Consider the following 16,708-nt stretch of genomic DNA (forward strand, 5'->3'; position numbering starts at 1 on the left):
AGGCATGATTCCATGAAGGTCCGTACCCGCACCGGCGCCGCCGTGCTCACACTCGCCGTCCTGGCGGGGCTCGGCGCCACCTCCTGCTCGAAGACCCGCTGGTGCGAGCGGGATCAGGGCGACGTCCTGGTCGCCGACTCCTACTGCGAACGCGGCGTCGCCGGTTACGAGTGGGAGCCCGACCACGACAAGCCCAAGTACAAGAAGAAGCCCAAGAAGCACTGATTCCGTGCCTGTGGTGTTGCGCCACAGGCGATTCCGAGACTCGATCGTGGCACAAGGGATGCCGACTCCGTGCCATGTCGATGCGGGTCAGCGGGTATTCCCACCCTGAGCGCACCGAATGCCCCTGTGGCGGAAGGTGATCGCTCATTTCTCTATTTCTCACAACGGCGTGAGTGGGTGGGCACGATGACCAACCGGAAGGTACTTCGAATCGGCGTAGGACGGACAGCGCGAGCGCTGGCGGTGGTGCTACTGGCCGCAGGGATCGGGACGGCGATGTCCCAGACGACAGCGATGGCGCAGAACTGCGCGAGCATCGATGTCGTCGTCGCCCGTGGCACCAACGAGCCGGGCTATCTGGGAGCGGTCATCGGTGACCCGCTCTACGCGGTCCTGAGCGCGCAGCTACCGGTCGACACGACCGCCCATCGCGTCGAATATCCCGCCGACCTGCTGGTTCCCTCCTCGGTCAGCGACGGCACCCGGGCGATGACCGGGCATGTGATGGCCCAGGCCGCGGCCTGCCCCGACCAGCGCTTCGTCCTGGTCGGCTATTCGCAGGGCGCCGCGGTGACCCACGGGGTGTTGGGCTCGGGCGCGATGATGCTGCTGCCGGGCATGTACGTGCTGCCGCCGGAACTCTCCTCGCGGGTGGTCGCGGTGCTGCTCTTCGGTGATCCGCTGCGGCTGGTGGGTGCCGGTGTCGCGCCGCTGTACGCCGACCGCACGGCGAACTATTGCGCCGCGGGCGATCCGGTGTGCGCGGGTGGGATCTTCCCGGCCGCGCACGGTGCCTACGGCTGGGCCTTCGGCGCGGCCACCGGGCAGGTGAACGCGCGGCTGTGAGTCCGCCGTTCAGACGGCGGGCATCACCCCGGCCAGGACAGCGCCGATCTGCGCGACCGCGCGATCGACGCTGCCCGTCGGCTGGAACAGATGACTCAATGTCAGCCGCACCATGATCTCGACGATGCCGGTGAGCTCGTCGTCGTCGAGGTCGTCGAAGCGGTACTGCTCGCGCACGGTGGCGGTGAGCGCGGCGACCGCGCGACCGAGCACCGGCTCCGGATCGCTGACCAGCGCGGGCAGCAGGGCGGTGTCGGCGTCCTGGCGGGCCGACAGCACGGCCTTGATCAGGGTGTTGTCGCCCGCGGTCCGCAGCGTGTACTCCGCGGCCGCGCTCATTCCCGCGATCGGCTCGCCGGGATGGGTCGCCAGTGTCTCGGCGATTCCGGCCAGGTAGATCCCGGTCTCGCGCTCGATGAGCGCCTCGGCGAGCGCCTGTTTGGTGCCGATCTCCTTGTACAGCACCGGTCGGCTGATGCCGACCTCCTTGGCCACCCGGGACATGTTCACCGATCCCCAGCCCTCGGTGATGACCATCGTGCGGGCGGCGTCGAGCATGCGATCGCGCAGCAGCTGACGCATTTCGGCGTGAAAGTTCGGCGATTCGGCCACCTCCGCAGCATACATGTGCCGTTCATTCGACACGTTCGTTGACGATATTGCCATTTGTGTATTCATTCGGAACACAACGCGCTATGTTGTAAACGAAGGCGACTTCGGATGGTGATCTGTCCGGGGTCTCGGTGATCAGGAGAATGGCAATGACGACATCTCGTATCGGTGACCACGACGCATCGACCGCGCCCCCGCACTGGCGTGACCCCAAGCGCTACCTCTGGCTGTTCGGCCTGGTCGCCCCCAGCGCCGCGCTGCTCGCGACCGGCTTCGTCGCGGCCTTCAACGCGCTCGGCTGGCAGGCGGTCGCCCCCGTGTGGTGGTGGCTCGGGCCGATCCTGCTCTACGTGCTGCTGCCGACCCTGGACCGGTTCTTCGGCCCCGACGGCGAGAATCCGCCCGAGGAGGTGATGGCGCGACTGGAGAACGACCGGTACTACCGCTACTGCACCTACGCCTACATCCCGCTGCAGATGATCAGCCTCGTGTTCGCCTGCTACCTGTGGACCGCGAGCGATCTGTCCTGGCTCGGCATCGACGGCGGCCTCGGGCTCGCCTCCAAGATCGGCCTGGCGTTCACCATCGGCGCCATGGGCGGGGTCGGCATCAACACCGCGCACGAACTCGGCCACAAGAAGGACGAACTCGAGCGCTGGCTGTCCAAGATCACCCTGGCCCAGACCTTCTACGGCCACTTCTACATCGAGCACAACCGCGGCCACCACGTGCGCGTCGCCACGCCGGAGGACCCGGCCAGCGCCCGGTTCGGCGAATCCTTCTGGGGTTTCCTGCCGCGCAGTGTGTGGGGCAGCCTGACCTCCGCCTGGGAGCTCGAGCGCACCCGTATGCAGCGCCTGGGTGTCAGCGTGTTCTCCCCGCGCAACGACGTGCTCAACGCCTGGTTCATGTCGGTGGTGCTGTGGGGTGGGCTGGTCGCGGTGTTCGGTCCGTCGATCCTGCCGTTCCTGCTGATCCAGGCCATCTACGGATTCTCCCTGCTCGAGACGGTGAACTACCTCGAGCACTACGGGCTGCTGCGGCAGAAGACGGCCTCGGGCCGCTACGAGCGCTGCACCCCCGAGCACAGCTGGAACTCCGACCACATCGTCACCAACATCTTCCTCTACCACCTGCAGCGCCACAGCGACCATCACGCCAACCCCACCCGCCGCTACCAGACCCTGCGGCACATGGACGGCGCCCCCGAGCTGCCCAGCGGCTATGCCAGCCTGATCGGCCTGGCCTACCTGACCCCGCTGTGGCGCAAGGTGATGGACCACCGCGTCCTGGCGCACTACCAGGGCGACATCACCCGCGTGAACATCCAGCCCACGCAGCGCGAGCGGGTTCTGGCGAAGTACGGAGCGGCCTGATGTCCTACGTCTGCCCCGTCTGCGATTACGTCTACGACGAGCGGATCGGCGCTCCCCGTGAGGGTTTCGCGCCCGGCACCGCCTGGGAGTCGATTCCCGACGACTGGTGCTGCCCCGACTGCGGTGTCCGCGAGAAGCTCGACTTCGAACCGAGAGAAGAGGCCTCCCGATGAACGACTACAAGCTCTACCAGTGCGTGCAGTGCGGTTTCGAGTACGACGAGGCGCTGGGCTGGCCCGAGGACGGTATCGAGCCCGGCACCCGCTGGGACGACATCCCCGACGACTGGTCGTGCCCCGACTGCGGGGCGGCCAAGGCCGACTTCGACATGCGGGAGGTGAGCCGAGGATGAGCGGGCGCGTCGTCATCGTGGGCACCGGTGTCGCCGGTGCCACCGCGGCCCAGGCCCTGCGCCGCGAGGGCTATTCCGGCGAGATCGTGCTGCTCGGCGCCGAACCGGACCTGCCCTACCGGCGACCCGCGGTGTCCAAGGAACTGCTGGCCGCCACTGCCTCCTTCGATCGTGTCCTGCTCGAGCCGGTGAAGTTCTGGGCCGACCATGCCATCGACCTGCGTCCGGCCATGCGGGTGGAGTCCGTGGATACCGAGCGGGCGACCGTGCGCCTGCGCACCGGCGAACTGCTCGGTTACGACAGCCTGCTGCTCGCGACCGGCGCCCGCGCCCGCACCCTCGAGACCGGGTCGGCGCGGGTGCACACGCTGCGCACCAGGGCCGATGTCACGGCCTTGCAGTCCGATATCGACGCGGGTGGCTCGCTGCTCGTGCTCGGCGGCGGCCTGATCGGGTGCGAGGTCGCCGCGACCGCACGCGGGCTGGGCGCCCGGGTGACGCTGCTCGAGGCGGGCCCGGCCCTGCTCGACCGGATCGTCCCGGCGGCGGTCTCGGAAACGGTGCGCGCGCTGCATCGCGACCACGGGGTGATCATCGAGAACGCCGTCAGGACAGCTGAACTCGCCGAAGGCGGGGAGGGCGTCACCGCCACGATCGCGGACGGCCGCACCTTCACCGCCGCCGCCGCGCTGATCGCCATCGGTTCGGTGCCCGACACGGCGCTGGCCGAGGCGGCGGGGATCGCGGTGAACGACGGCATCGTCGTCGACCAGCACCACCGCACGTCCGCGCCGGGAGTGTTCGCCGCCGGTGACGTGGCCAGCGGCTTCCACCCGCATCGCGGTGGCTTCGAGCGCGCGCAGCACTGGAACGCCGCGCTGTCCGACGGTGCCGCGGCGGCCAGGGCCATCCTCGGCCTGCCCGTGGCACCCGCCGAGATCCCCTGGGGCTGGACGGACCAGTACGGGGTGTCGATGCAGTTCGCCGGATGGATGCACCCGCACGACGAACTGGTGGTCGACGGTGATCTCGCCGCGCGCGACTTCCTCGCGGTGGCGCTGCGTGACGGGGTTCCGGTCGGTGCGGTCGCCATGGCCCGCCCGCGCGAGCTGCGGGCCGCGCGGGCGCTCATCGCGGCCGGTGATCCGTGGTCGGCCGAGCTCGTCCACGCGCGGTGAGCCTCACCGCTTCTCGGTGATCCGCGGAGCCCGGCGGGGCTGAACTATCCTCGGCACCGCCAGAGTTCCGTGAGAGATCCGAGAGAATGACCGACCTGTCTGCGTTCCCGCTGCCCTTCTTCCTCGCCTACAAGCGTGCGGTCGCACCCGTGCGGACACTGCGGGAGGTGCAGATGACGCGGCTCAGCGCCGCCCTGCGTGCGAAGCCGCGCTGGTTCGTCAAGCGCGACGACCCGACGATCGTGGACAAGTGGACGCGCGAGGCGGCCGAGCAGGGCCTCACCGACGCCCAGATCCGCTATGTCCTGGACGAATTGGCGTACTACGCCGCACGGCGGGACGAGCGCACCGGGATCGAGGTGTCCGGGATCGACGGTGTGTGGCATTCGGACTCGCTGATCGAGGACGAGCTGCGTGCCCGCCTGGCCGAGGCGGTGCGGCCGCTGGAAGAGGTGCCCGAGGCCGAGCGCGACTGGCATCCCGGCTCCGACGGTCAGGTGCTGGATCTGGTTCACCCCTCGCTGTTCTGTTACGTGCGGGGGGTGAGCCTGCCCGCCGACGCGCCGTGGCCGACCACCGAGCGTGGTCTGGCGCGCTCCGCGCTGTCGGAGCGGTTCCAGTGGCTGCCCACCGATGTGGCGGTCGACGCCGACGGTGGGGTCGAGTTCGTCTCCTACGTCAACAATGTCGACCCGGCGGCCCACCGCGACCTGGCGGCGGTACTGCCGGTGCTGTTCGCGCGGATGCGCCCGTTGTTCGAGAACGTCCTCACGGATCTGCGCCATCCGCGGCCGCTACGCATCGAAGCCGACCCCTACAACTGGTACACCGACGAGCCGGTCGAACCCGACGACGAGGCCAGCGACGAGGACTGGGAAGCCTACGAGGAGGCCAGCGACGACTGGTGGCGTAACCGTCGCCCGGTCGTGCCCGACGCCCCGGAATACCGGGCGCCCCAACCGATCACCGACGAGACCCGTGTGGACCTGCGCGGCCGCCGCCTGCAGGTCATCGTCAAACTCGCCACCATTCAGCTGACCCCGGACAAGCCCGCGTACCCCGGTGGGTCCTGGCATGTCGAGGGCATGATGAACGAGCGCATCGTCTCCACCGGCATCTACTACTGGGACTCGGACAACATCACCGACAGCCAGCTCGGTTTCCGTGCGGCCGTGGACGATCCGCGCTACGAGCAGAACGATTCCTCCGGCATGCGCGACGTCTACGGCCTGGCCGACGAGGACCAGCTCAACCAGTACCTCGGCGCGGTCGAGACGAGCCCCGGCCGCTGTCTGGCCTTCCCCAACGTCCTCCAGCACCGCGTCGCCCCCTTCCAGCTGGCCGACCCCACCCGCCCCGGCCACCGCAAGATCCTCGCCTTCTTCCTGATCGACCCCTCCGTCACGATCACCTCCACCGCCGACATCCCACCCCAGCAGCCCGGGTCCCCGACCTCCACCATGACCCGCGCCGAGGCCGAGCGGTACCGCGAGGAACTCATGAAGGAACGCACCTACTTCGTCGACGAACACAACGAAGAGCTCTACGAACGCGAATTCTCCCTCTGCGAACACTGATTCGGCACAGCGGCCGACCGCGTGGCCGCCCGACGGATCAGGGGAGGAGGCTGTCGAGAGTCCGGGCGGCGGAGTCCGGGAGGTAGGCGGCGCACCGGTCGATGAGGGTGCGGAGGGAACGTGCGGCCTCGGGAGCGAGGGCGGCGTGCTGGAGGACGTCCAGTTCGTTGGCGATGGTGAGCACGGCGAAGTCGGTGAGATCGGTGCCGGAGTAGGGCGTGATCTCGCCGGTGAAGCGGTCGGTGATCGGCAGGGCCGATTCGCCGAGGTGTGGGTATGTGGCGGCGCGGTCGCAGGCGCCGTAGTGGTAGACGAGGGATTCGGCGGACGCGCCGACGGCGGTGCGCAGGCGCGGGCGCTGGTCCAGGGGGAGTAGTGGGTGCGGATAGCTGTCGGTGCCGTAGGTGGCGTGGGCCAAGGCGGCGAGGCGGGCCCGGGGACTGCCGCCCAGGGCGGTGACCAGATCGCGGACGCGGCGGAGGTGGTCGAGCAGGTCGCCGCCGGGGTGGTCGATGAGGGCGGCGCCGAGGTCACGCAGCAGCGCCAGGATCGGCCAGGTCGAGGTGGTGTCGGCGAGGACGCGGGCCAGGGACGCGGGCTGGTCGCGCGCGACGAGGTGACCGGCTCCGGGAACGTGGGCGACGGTGGCGTGGGGAGCCAGGGCGAGCAGGTCGGCGGCGTCGTCATCGGTGACCGCGGAGCCCTGATCGCCGCGGACCAGCAGGATCGGCAGGTCGAGACCGGCGGTGATCTGCCGTAGTCGCGGCGCCTGGGTCAGCGTGTCCTCCACGAACTCCCGATAGCGGTCGAGCAAGCCGCCCGCGCCGAGGAAATCACGAACCCGGTCGGGGTCGAGGCCGGGGACGACGTCCACCAGCACCAGGCCCGCGACTTTTGCGCGGGTGCGCGGCTCGGCCAGCGCCGCCACGGCGGCGAGCCCACCCAGCGACGCGCCGACGATCACACAGCCGGGCTCGGCGTCCACCAGCGCGGCGACATCGGCCGCGCACGGCGCGAGCGCGTCCAGGGTGCCGTCGCTGTCACCGTGCCCGCGCTGATCGAACGCCACGCAGCGCAGCCCGTCCGCGACGAGACGGTCGACGACCGGCCGCCACACCCCACGCCGTTCCCCGCCCGCGTGCAGCAGCAGGATCGTCGGCCCGTCACCGACCTCCTCGCCCCGCAGAACGGCATCGGGTCGGACGATGTCCCTGGGCCGGAACTCGTTGTGCTCACGCATGACTCATCCCCCACATCGAGTAGCTCGCCGCCGAGGCTACCTGGCGCGGCCCACCGGGGACAGGCACGGCAGTGCCCGGAGACGCGAGGTAGGGACCGCGCACGACTCGGGCACGACCATCGACAGGTCGTGCCCGAGCGCGAGGTCCGCGTGGACTACCAGTGCACGCCCGGCAGGATGCGGCTGACGCGAGCCGCGGAGCCCGGCACCACCATGAGCGGGGTGAGCACCGGTGCCAGCGCGGTGAGCGCGTTGCGGGACGGCTCGGCGGGGGCGGCCGTTTCGACCGGCTCCGCCACGACCGGCGCGACGGCCGGGGTGCCCTTGGCCGCGTTGGATTCCCCGAACAGGCGGAAGCCGGTGTGCATGATCGTGCGCTTGAGCGACGGCATGAACATCTCCACCGCCTGGGCGAAGGTGCCGACCGGGGTGTCGATGCGGTCGGGCCGCTCCAGCAGCGCGCGCACCACGATGTCGGCGGCCCGCTCCGGCGCGGGCAACGGCAGCGCCCGGTAGAGATCGGTCGGGGCGACCATGGGGGTCCGCACCAGCGGCATCCGGATGGAGGTGAAAGTCACTCCGGCGCCACGGTTCTCGACGGCGGCGATGTCACTGAAGTTGTCCAGGGCCGACTTGCTGGCCGCGTAGGCGGCGAAGCGCGGAACCTTGGTCTGCACCGCGATCGAGGAGATATTGACGATGTGACCGAAGTGCCGCTCCCGCATCGAGGGCAGCAGCGCCAGGATCAGCCGCACCGCCCCGAAGTAGTTCACCGCCATGGTGCGCTCGAAATCGTGCATGCGGTCGACCGAGTTGGCGACCGAACGACGGATCGAACGGCCCGCGTTGTTGATCAGGTAGTCGACGTGCCCGTGCTCGGTGAGCACCTGCCGCACCAGCGTGTCCACGCCCGCGGCGTCGGTGATGTCGCACGGGTAGGTGAACGCGGTGCCGCCCTCGGCGCGCACGGATTCCGCCGCGGCGGTGAGGTCGTCGACGCCGCGCGCCACCATGAGCACGATCGCGCCCCGCCGGGCGACCGCCTGCGCGGTGGCCAGCCCGATGCCCGAGGACGCGCCGGTGATCAGCACCGTCCGGCCCGAGAGCGGATGCGCGTGCGGGGCCGGGCGGCCACGGTTCGGGTCGAGATTTGCCCGCCAGTACGCCCACAGCTTGTCGGCGTAGGTGCCGAAGGCGGGCACGCTCAGCCCGGGCAGCTGGGCCCGGGTCGACTCGGCGACGAACTCGGCGGTGAACCCGACGTGCGGCGCGACCGCCGCCGGAATCCCGGCCTGCTCGAACAGGAAATCGCGCACCGCGTGCGCGCCGGGCACGTGCCCGAGCCCGGTGAGCGCGCGGGCGCTGCCGGGCACCGTGCCGATTCCGGCGGGACCACCGGCGGCCGTGGCCAGCGCGCGGTAGATCTCGCCGAACGGCTGCGGCTCGGGGTTGACCAGGTGGAAGGTGCGCCCGTCCAGGCCGGGGCGGCGCACCAGCCGGACCATCGCCTCGGCGACGTAGTCCACCGGCACCACATTGGTCGCGCCGAGATCGGGCAGCGGCAGCGGCAGTTCGGCGGGCAGCGCCGCCAACGCGGAGATGGCGGAGAAGAAGTAGTAGGGCCCGTCGATCTTGTCCATCTCGCCGGTGCGCGAATCACCGACCACGATGGCCGGGCGGTACACGCGCCAGGTCAGGTCGTCGGCCTCGCGCACCAGCTTCTCGGCCGCGAACTTGGTGCGATGGTACGGCGAGGTGAGGTTCTGGCCGAGATCGAAGTCCTCCTCGAAGAACTTGCCGCGGTGATCGCCCGCGACCGCCACCGAGGACACGTGGTGCAGCACGGCGCCGAGCTTGCGCGCCAGCGCGATCACCGACCGGGTGCCCGCGACATTGGCCGCGTGCGCGGTCTCCTCGTCGGCGGTCATGTCGTAGACCGCGCCCAGATGCAGCACGTGGTCGGCCCGCGGGGCGCCGTCGCCGAGGCCCAGATCGGGGGCCGTGAGGTCACCGACCAGCGCGAACACCCGATCACTGTCGGGATGCCGCGCGGTCAGCTCGGTGAATTTGGCCAGCGACTCGGCACGCACCAGCACGTGCACGATCGCGGTGGGGTCGGCCGCGAGCAGCCCCCGCACCACGCGCCGACCCAGAAATCCGGTTCCGCCTGTCACGATGTAGGAAACCATCGCCCCTCCTGAGGTTTTCGAGAACGCCTGTCGCGCAACAGTGATCCGGCATGCGGCGGTGGATGCGGAGTCGACGGAGCAAGTCCGGCTGCACGGTGGCGGGAAGTAAGAGAACCGGGCACATCGTCGTCCCGGGTACGCCTACCGTACTCGTCAGTAACCTAGCCGGGCAAGCGCGTGGCGGCCGATACCCGTGTGGGGTTTGTCACCCGTTGTCGCAGGTCAAAGGGTGTGTGTGACAGAGAATTTCAGTAACTCCCGGTTTCGGACAACATGCCGCTACCGGGTCGCGAGGACCCGGCAGCGGCACGGGATCAGCGCAGATCGCGGCGCCGGAAAGCGAGGACACCCACCGCCAGACCCACTGCGGCGACGGCGAACAGCCACGCGATCGGCGCCAGTTCGAAGGTCCCGCCGGGCAGCTTGGGCGGATGGACGAACGGCACCAGATCCAGCATCCACTGCGGCAGCCCGCCGAGCGAGCCGAGCAGGAACAGCACGATCATCGCGCTGAGCACCGCCCAGGCGAGCGCCGCGTACTTCGGCACCACACCGAACAGCAGCATCGCGACGGCGGTCAGCACCCACACCGCGGGCAACTGCACCGCGACCGCGCCGAGCGCCTGGCCGACCTTGTCGACGACATCGCCCTCGGTGGCACCCCACACCACACCGATCCCCAGCCCCGACACCAGCAGCGCGACGGCCGGTCCCGCCACCGCGAACAGCAGGTGACTCCCGGCGTAACGCACCCGGCCGACCGCGGTGGCCAGCACCGACTCGGCGCGTCCGGAGTTCTCCTCCTCGGCGAGCCGCAGCACCGACGACACCGAATAGGCGGCCGCCGCGGCGGCGAGCATAGTGATCGCGTACGCGATGAACGACTTCTCCAGATCCACCGAACCGCCGAGCGAGGTGACCACGTCCTTCAGCGTGCCCGAGTCGTCGAGCATGCCGCCGATGCTCTGCACCGCGCCGCCGATCAGCAGACCGTAGAGCCCGAAGCCGACCGTCCAGGCCAGCAGCGAGCCGCGCTGCAACCGCCACGCGAGACCGGTCGGACCGGACAGCGACGCGCTCGCGGTCGCCGGTCCGGCGCGATCGGCCAGCATCCCCGCGCCCAGATCGCGCGTGCGCAGCAGCTGGTAGGCGAGGACGGTGGCGGCGGTGCCGAGCGCGGCCAGCAGGATCAGCACCCACCACCGCTCCTGGGCGAACGGACGGATCTGCAGACACCAGCCCAGCGGCGAGAACCACGACAGCACACCGTTGCCCGCGTCGCCCACCGCCCGCACCGCGAACGCCGCGCCGAGCACCGCGAACGCGACACCCCTGGCGATGCGCGCCCCGCTGCTCACCTGCGCGGCGACGGCGGCGATCGCACCCCAGACGAACCCCGAACCCGCCAGCGCGGCGCCGAAGGCGAGCGAGCCCGCGACGGGCAGATCGGTGGCCATCAGCGAAGCGGCGCAGGCGATTCCGGCCACCGCCGAGGCGCCGAAGGTGAGCAGGAGCGCGCCGGTGAGCCCGGCGAAACGGCCGATGCTGGTGGCGCCGACCAGTTCCGCGCGGCCGGTCTCCTCCTCGACCCGCGTGTGCCGGACGACGGTGAGCACCGCGGCGATGGCGATCAGCGCGTACATCGCGCCCGCCTTCCAGGTGCCGATCGAGCCCAGCGCGGAGCTGAAGACCGGCCCGTACATGGCGACCAGCGCGGGGCTGGCCGCGGTGGTGGTGGCGAACTGGTCCAGTTGCTGTTGGGTGCTATAGAGGTCCTTGATCGAGACGATCTGCAACGCGGGCATCAACCCGATCAGCAACGCCCACAGCGGGGCGATCACCCGGTCACGGCGCAGCGACAGGCGCAGCATCTGCCCGGTGCCCGCGAATTCGCCCGCGCGGGAAGACATTCCGGCGAACGGCGGCCGGGCCGCGAGGGTGGTCATGCGCGCACCGTCGCTTCGGTCGTGTCCTGGTCGACGTGGTAGTGCCGCAGGAACAGGTCTTCGAGGGTGGGTGGCGCGCTGGTCAGGCTGCGGACCCCGGCGTCGCCGAGGACGCGGATGAGCGCGCCCAGGTGCTCGGCGTCGACCTGGCAGCGCAGGGTGGAGCCGTCGCGTTCGACGTCGTCGACGCCGGGCAGGGCGGCCACGTCACCGGGATCACCGGAGAGCTCGGCGGTGATGGCCGTACGACTCAGATGCCGCAGCTGATCCAGCGAACCGGATTCGACCGTGCGGCCCGCCCGGATGATGGTCACCCGGTCGCACAGGTGCTCGACCTCGGACAGGATGTGGCTCGACAACAGCACCGTCGCGCCACGACCCGCCGCCTCGCGCACGCAGTCCTGGAAGACCTGTTCCATCAACGGGTCGAGCCCGGAGGTCGGTTCGTCGAGGATGAGCAGATCCGCGTTGGCCGAGAACGCCGAGACCAGGGCGACCTTCTGCCGGTTGCCCTTGGAATAGGCACGGGACTTCTTGGTGGGATCCAGTTCGAAGCGCTCGATCAGCGCCGCCCGGCGCTGCTGATCGATGCCGCCGCGCATCCGGGCGAGCAGGTCGATCGTCTCGCCGCCCGACAGTGAGGGCCAGAGCGTGACATCGCCGGGGACATAGGCGATCCGGTGGTGCAGGGCGACCGCGTCGGTCCATGGATCGCGCCCGAACAGGGTCGCCTCGCCACCGCTGGCCCGCAGCACGCCGAGCAGCACGCGGATGGTGGTGGACTTGCCCGCGCCGTTGGGGCCGAGGAACCCGTGGATCTCGCCGGGCCGGACCGTGAGGTCCAGGCCGTCCAGGGCGGTGAAACGGCCGAACGTCTTGCGCAGGCCCCGGATCTCGACGACCGGGTCGGAGGTGGCAGTGGGCATCTTCTACTCCTCGGTGAGGGTGTCGAACAGTGTCGAATCGGTGAGCATGCCGTGGGTGTAGAGCTCGAGCGCGGGCATCGTCAGCTCGTCGGACAGATCGCGGATCGCGCTGCGGTAGTCGAGCTTTCCCTCGCGCTGGATACGCATCTGCATGGCCAGGTTCATCGCCCCGACGTGGCAGAGCACGATGTAGCGGGCGCGGGCCGCCGGATCGCGACTGGGCTTGATCATGCCTTCCTCGACGGCGGTCCGCAGGTACTGCTCGGCGTCGCCGATCATGTGCTCGAGCAGTGATTCGGCGAGTGCGCCGCCCGCCTGGAAACTGCGCAGCATGTAGGCGACCAGCGGCGCGTAGACCTCCACCTCGGCCATGGCGTTGAGCATGGCGGTGGGTCCGCTGGTACGGATGACGCGCAGCTTCTCGTCCCGGATGATCTCGAGCACCCGGTCGTCGCACGCCGAGCGCAGCCCGTCCTTGGAACCGAAATGGTGGTTCACCAGCCCGGGAGACACGCCCGCCGCGGCGGCGATGGCCCGGACCCCGACCCCGAATCCCTGTTCGCCGAACAGGTCGATCGCGGTGTCACGGATGCGGGCTGCCGTACTCAGATCGAGGGTTGAACGCATGTTCAATATGTTAAACGCGCGTTCAATTCCTTGGCAACCCCCCGCGTCCGGCTAGGGTCGAAGACATGGCTACCGGCACATCGACGACGGCAGAACACCTCCGCGCGGCACTGGACGGACCGTGGCGCGACATCAGGGAACAGGCGCGCGTGCAGCTCGCCGACGACAGCTTCACCGGCGATCCGGAACTCGACATCCACGCGGCCAGGGCTCGCGTCCTCGAGCAGATGAAGGCCATCGCCACGATGGGGTACCCCGAGCGTGGCTTCCGCTCCGAGAACGGCGGCACCGGCGATCCGGGCGGCGCGGTCACCGGGCTGGAGATGCTGGCCTACACCGACCTGTCACTGTGGGTGAAATCCGGTGTGCAGTGGGGTCTGTTCGGCGGCGCGGTGGAGAACCTGGGCACCGAACGCCACCGCGACTACATCAAGCGGCTCATCTCCCTGGACCTGCTCGGCTGCTTCGCGATGACCGAATCCGGTCACGGCAGCGACGTGGCCGACCTGGAGACCACCGCCACCTACGACCCGGCGACCCAGGAATTCGTCATCCACAGCCCGACCCCGTCGGCGCGCAAGGACTACATCGGCGGCGCCGCCGTGCACGCGCGGATGGCCGCGGTCTTCGCGCAGCTCATCACCGAGGGCAAGAAGCAGGGCGTGCACTGCCTGCTGGTGCCGATCCGCGACGAGCTCGGCGCCGACCTGCCCGGCGTGACGACCTACGACGACGGCCTCAAGGGCGGCCTGCCCGGCGTCGACAACGGCCGCATCGTCTTCGACCAGGTCCGCGTCCCGCGTGAGAACCTGCTCAACCGCTACGCCGATGTTGCCCCGGACGGCACCTACAGCTCCGAGATCGAGAACCCCAGCCGCCGCTTCTTCACCACCCTCGGCACGCTGGTGCGCGGTCGTGTCAGCGTCGGCGGCGCGGCGGCGGCGGGCGCCCGGGTGGCGCTGAGCATCGCCGTGCGCTACGCCCTGGCCCGCAGGCAGTTCGCCGATCCCGACACCGGCGAGGAGACCCTGCTGCTGGACTACCGCAGCCATCAGCGCAGGCTGCTGCCGCTGGTCGCGAAGTCGTTCGCGCTGGCCTTCGCGCAGAACGATCTGGTGCGCCGGATGGACCTCATCCAGAGCGGACACGAGACCGAGCCGGGCGCCCAGCGCGCGCTGGAGAAGCGCGCGGCCGGGTTCAAGGTCGCCCAGACCCGCCACGCGACCCGGGCCATCCAGGAGTGCCGCGAAGCCTGTGGCGGCGCGGGCTATCTCACCGAGAACCGCCTGGTCACCCTCAAGGCCGACACCGATGTGTTCACCACCTTCGAGGGTGACAATGTCGTGCTCACCCAGTTGGTCGCCAAGGAACTGCTCACCGCCTACGCCGACGAGGTCCAAGACCTCGATGCCATGGGCTGGGTGCGGTTCGCCGCCACCATGGCCGGTGACGTGGTGCGCAAGCGCTCCGGGGTGCGTCAGCTCATCCAGACCCTGCGCGACCGCAGCGACGAGACCGTCGACGAGGGCGACCTGTCCAAGCGCTCGGTGCAACTGCAGCTGTTCGCCGACCGCGAGGACTACCTGCTGCGCACCGCCGCGCACCGGCTGCGCGCCAGGGCCGCCGACACCGGCCCCTTCGAGGCATTCAACAACGCCCAGGACCACATCCTGGCGGCCGGTTCGGCGCACATCGACCGGCTCGTGCTCGAGGAGTTCGTCGACGGTATCGCCACCATCGAGGACGAGGAGGCCAGGGAACTGGCCGAGACCGTGTGCGATCTCTACGTCTACGCCACGCTCGAGGAGAACCTGGCCTGGTTCATCATGCACCGGTTCATGTCGGTGGAACGGGCCAAGTCGGTACGTCGCGGCGTGAACGAGCTCGTCGACCGGCTGCGTCCCGACGCGCTCACCCTGGTCGAGGCCATGGGTGTGCCGGAGACCATGCTGCGCGCCGAAATGCTGCACGACGCCAGCGTTTTCGACCGAAGCAAGTGACTCAGCGGCGGCCCTGTCGGGCGGACAGGGCCGCCGCGCACCAGCATCCGGCGATCGCCAGCGCGGCCGCCGCGGCCGCCCCGCCGAGTACATCGGTGAGATGGTGGTAGCCCAGCTCGATCATCCCCACCGCGCTCGACGCCATTGCGAGCAGCGTCAGCATCGCCACCGTGGCGCGCGTTCGCCAGCCGGTCACCAGACAGGCGAACGTCGTCGCGACGGCGACGAGATGGACCGCATGTCCGCTGGGATAGGCGAGATAGTCGTGTAACTGCCTGTCCCACAGGGGTTTCAGTACCCAGGCGTTCACCGCGACCGCGATGCCCGGCACCACGAGCATCGTCACCGCATGCCACCGGCGCCCACGCAGGGCGAACCACGCGCACGCGGCGAGCCACATGCCCACCACCACGGGGGTGTTGCTCGGCGCGACGAGCCAGTGCGCGGCGCCGGGGGAGAGGGCGTCGGTGACCGGGTCCGCGACGGCGGTGTCGAGTGCGGTGGGGCCGCCGTCGGCGGGGAAGGTCAGCGGGAGAGCGACGGTCAGGGCGGCGCCCGCGCCGAGCGCGGTCACCCGGGCGGCGGTCGCGCGGTCGATCACCGCCGTGACGATAGCGGGTGGGTCAGGCCGGACCGTAGGTGAGCACCGCGGTCACCACGAACCACAGCACCCACACGATCGCGATCACCATGCCGATGGCCAGGGTGATCCGCAGGAACGCTCGCCCGAAATCGAGGTCGCCGCTCACCCGGGGGTAGAGCTTCCACGGGCTGTACCAGGGCGCGACCAGCCCGCCGGTCTGCGCCTCGCTCTCCAGCCGGGCTTGCTCCTCGGCATAGGCCTCGGCCTGGGCCTGGGTGGGGCCGCCGTGCCACAGCGTCACGTCCACCGGGCCGAGGAAACCCTCGTTGAGCAGGTCCTGCGGCGCGGGCAGGTAGGGCAGGATGCCCAGACCACGGAAGGCGACGGCGATGTCGTTGGCCGTCCAGAGATTGTGTTCCTTGGCGGCCAGCAGCTCGAAGTACTCCTCGAGCCGGTGCGGATCGTCGGTGACGATCACATCGAAGCTCGGATCGTGCCAGCCCTGGTGCACATCGATCTGCGCCCCGCGCATCGGCACGATCACGCCGAGCCCGTGCACCGCGCGCTGACCCAGCCCGCGCGCGGCCAGATAGTCCTGCAGGGCGAAGGTGTGCTCGCGGGAACGCTCCAGCGGGGTCGACTTCTCCCCGCCCGCGAATCGCGCGATCTCCCCGGAGACCATCCACGGGCCATTGAGCGGGATCTCCAGCACGCCGTCCTGCGGTGCGGTGAAGGTCTCGGCCTCGATCACCACGCAACTGGTCGGCGTCCAGACGATGGCGTCGAAGTGGTGCAGCCGGTCGTTGTGGAACAGGCCACAGTTGATCGTGGCCACCCCGTGCGGGCTGGCCGGATCCTTCCAGGTGCGCAGCCAGTCGATCAGTGCCAGCTCGGCATCGGTGCCTGCCGCATTCTGCACGCGCACGAGCATGGAGTCCGCCCTTCTGGGTCGTTGGCGCCGCCGGGCCGAGAACCGTTGGCGTACATCGTAGCTCGATTACCCGCCGTTGCCGGGCAGGATGCGCGCTGGT

Annotated in this window: 16 protein-coding genes; 8 read left to right on the plus strand and 8 right to left on the minus strand. The window is 69.9% G+C overall.

What is annotated here, in order from left to right; translation table 11 throughout:
* Nucleotides 1-12 precede the first annotated feature (12 nt).
* Together QC180_RS08460 and QC180_RS08465 are read left to right on the plus strand one after the other, a co-directional pair.
* Nucleotides 13-225, plus strand: a complete 213-nt coding sequence (locus tag QC180_RS08460) for a hypothetical protein (protein ID WP_278262076.1) — start codon at nt 13-15, stop codon at nt 223-225.
* A gap of 276 nt (nt 226-501) precedes the next feature.
* Entirely contained in the window at nt 502-1,071 is a 570-nt protein-coding gene (locus QC180_RS08465) for a cutinase family protein (protein WP_278262077.1), read from the plus strand.
* A gap of 9 nt (nt 1,072-1,080) precedes the next feature.
* Here the strand turns inward: QC180_RS08465 and QC180_RS08470 are convergent, their stop codons facing one another.
* On the minus strand, nt 1,081-1,683 hold the full coding sequence (locus QC180_RS08470) for a TetR/AcrR family transcriptional regulator (RefSeq protein WP_278262078.1): 603 nt from the start codon (nt 1,681-1,683) through the stop codon (nt 1,081-1,083).
* A 149-nt stretch (nt 1,684-1,832) separates the two neighbouring features.
* On the opposite strand from QC180_RS08470, the gene QC180_RS08475 reads away from it, so the two are divergent.
* The 5 genes from QC180_RS08475 to QC180_RS08495 all read left to right on the plus strand — a co-directional run bounded on the left by QC180_RS08475 (nt 1,833) and on the right by QC180_RS08495 (nt 6,166).
* The gene (locus tag QC180_RS08475) at nt 1,833-3,059 is read left to right on the plus strand and encodes an alkane 1-monooxygenase (protein ID WP_278262079.1); all 1,227 of its coding nucleotides are present in this window, start codon (nt 1,833-1,835) and stop codon (nt 3,057-3,059) included.
* Nucleotides 3,056-3,232, plus strand: a complete 177-nt coding sequence (locus QC180_RS08480; RefSeq protein ID WP_278262562.1) for a rubredoxin — start codon at nt 3,056-3,058, stop codon at nt 3,230-3,232. Before QC180_RS08475 ends, QC180_RS08480 begins: the two co-directional genes overlap by 4 nt.
* On the plus strand, nt 3,229-3,411 hold the full coding sequence (locus QC180_RS08485) for a rubredoxin (RefSeq protein ID WP_278262080.1): 183 nt from the start codon (nt 3,229-3,231) through the stop codon (nt 3,409-3,411). The genes QC180_RS08480 and QC180_RS08485 overlap by 4 nt, the downstream gene beginning before the upstream one ends.
* Nucleotides 3,408-4,589, plus strand: a complete 1,182-nt coding sequence (locus QC180_RS08490) for an NAD(P)/FAD-dependent oxidoreductase (protein ID WP_278262081.1) — start codon at nt 3,408-3,410, stop codon at nt 4,587-4,589. The genes QC180_RS08485 and QC180_RS08490 overlap by 4 nt, the downstream gene beginning before the upstream one ends.
* Nucleotides 4,590-4,675: 86 nt before the next feature.
* Nucleotides 4,676-6,166 (plus strand): DUF4246 domain-containing protein, encoded by a 1,491-nt coding sequence (locus QC180_RS08495; RefSeq protein ID WP_278262082.1) that lies wholly within the window; start codon nt 4,676-4,678, stop codon nt 6,164-6,166.
* A 37-nt stretch (nt 6,167-6,203) separates the two neighbouring features.
* Here the strand turns inward: QC180_RS08495 and QC180_RS08500 are convergent, their stop codons facing one another.
* The 5 genes from QC180_RS08500 to QC180_RS08520 all read right to left on the minus strand — a co-directional run bounded on the left by QC180_RS08500 (nt 6,204) and on the right by QC180_RS08520 (nt 13,094).
* Nucleotides 6,204-7,406, minus strand: a complete 1,203-nt coding sequence (locus QC180_RS08500) for an alpha/beta fold hydrolase (protein ID WP_278262083.1) — start codon at nt 7,404-7,406, stop codon at nt 6,204-6,206.
* A gap of 155 nt (nt 7,407-7,561) precedes the next feature.
* Nucleotides 7,562-9,595 (minus strand): SDR family oxidoreductase, encoded by a 2,034-nt coding sequence (locus QC180_RS08505; RefSeq protein WP_278262084.1) that lies wholly within the window; start codon nt 9,593-9,595, stop codon nt 7,562-7,564.
* 314 nt (nt 9,596-9,909) lie between these two features.
* Nucleotides 9,910-11,541: an ABC transporter permease gene (locus QC180_RS08510; protein ID WP_278262085.1), complete on the minus strand. Its 1,632-nt coding sequence runs from the start codon at nt 11,539-11,541 to the stop codon at nt 9,910-9,912.
* The gene (locus QC180_RS08515) at nt 11,538-12,467 is read right to left on the minus strand and encodes an ABC transporter ATP-binding protein (RefSeq protein ID WP_278262086.1); all 930 of its coding nucleotides are present in this window, start codon (nt 12,465-12,467) and stop codon (nt 11,538-11,540) included. Before QC180_RS08515 ends, QC180_RS08510 begins: the two co-directional genes overlap by 4 nt.
* Before the next feature lie 3 nt (nt 12,468-12,470).
* On the minus strand, nt 12,471-13,094 hold the full coding sequence (locus QC180_RS08520) for a TetR/AcrR family transcriptional regulator (protein WP_278262087.1): 624 nt from the start codon (nt 13,092-13,094) through the stop codon (nt 12,471-12,473).
* A gap of 65 nt (nt 13,095-13,159) precedes the next feature.
* On the opposite strand from QC180_RS08520, the gene QC180_RS08525 reads away from it, so the two are divergent.
* A complete protein-coding gene (locus QC180_RS08525; protein ID WP_278262088.1) occupies nt 13,160-15,094 on the plus strand; it encodes an acyl-CoA dehydrogenase family protein in 1,935 nt (644 codons plus the stop codon).
* Nucleotide 15,095: 1 nt separating this feature from the next.
* Here QC180_RS08525 and QC180_RS08530 read toward each other — a convergent pair whose 3' ends face one another.
* Together QC180_RS08530 and QC180_RS08535 are read right to left on the minus strand one after the other, a co-directional pair.
* Entirely contained in the window at nt 15,096-15,695 is a 600-nt protein-coding gene (locus tag QC180_RS08530) for a phosphatase PAP2 family protein (protein WP_278262089.1), read from the minus strand.
* Nucleotides 15,696-15,717: 22 nt separating this feature from the next.
* Nucleotides 15,718-16,596 carry a nuclease-related domain-containing protein gene (locus tag QC180_RS08535; protein WP_278262090.1) on the minus strand — a complete coding sequence of 293 codons (879 nt, stop codon included), beginning with the start codon at nt 16,594-16,596 and terminating at the stop codon, nt 15,718-15,720.
* Between the last annotated feature and the right edge of the window lie 112 nt (nt 16,597-16,708).

Origin of the sequence: Nocardia anocheti (assembly GCF_029675105.1) — a bacterium.
Classification (GTDB): Bacteria; Actinomycetota; Actinomycetes; order Mycobacteriales; family Mycobacteriaceae; genus Nocardia.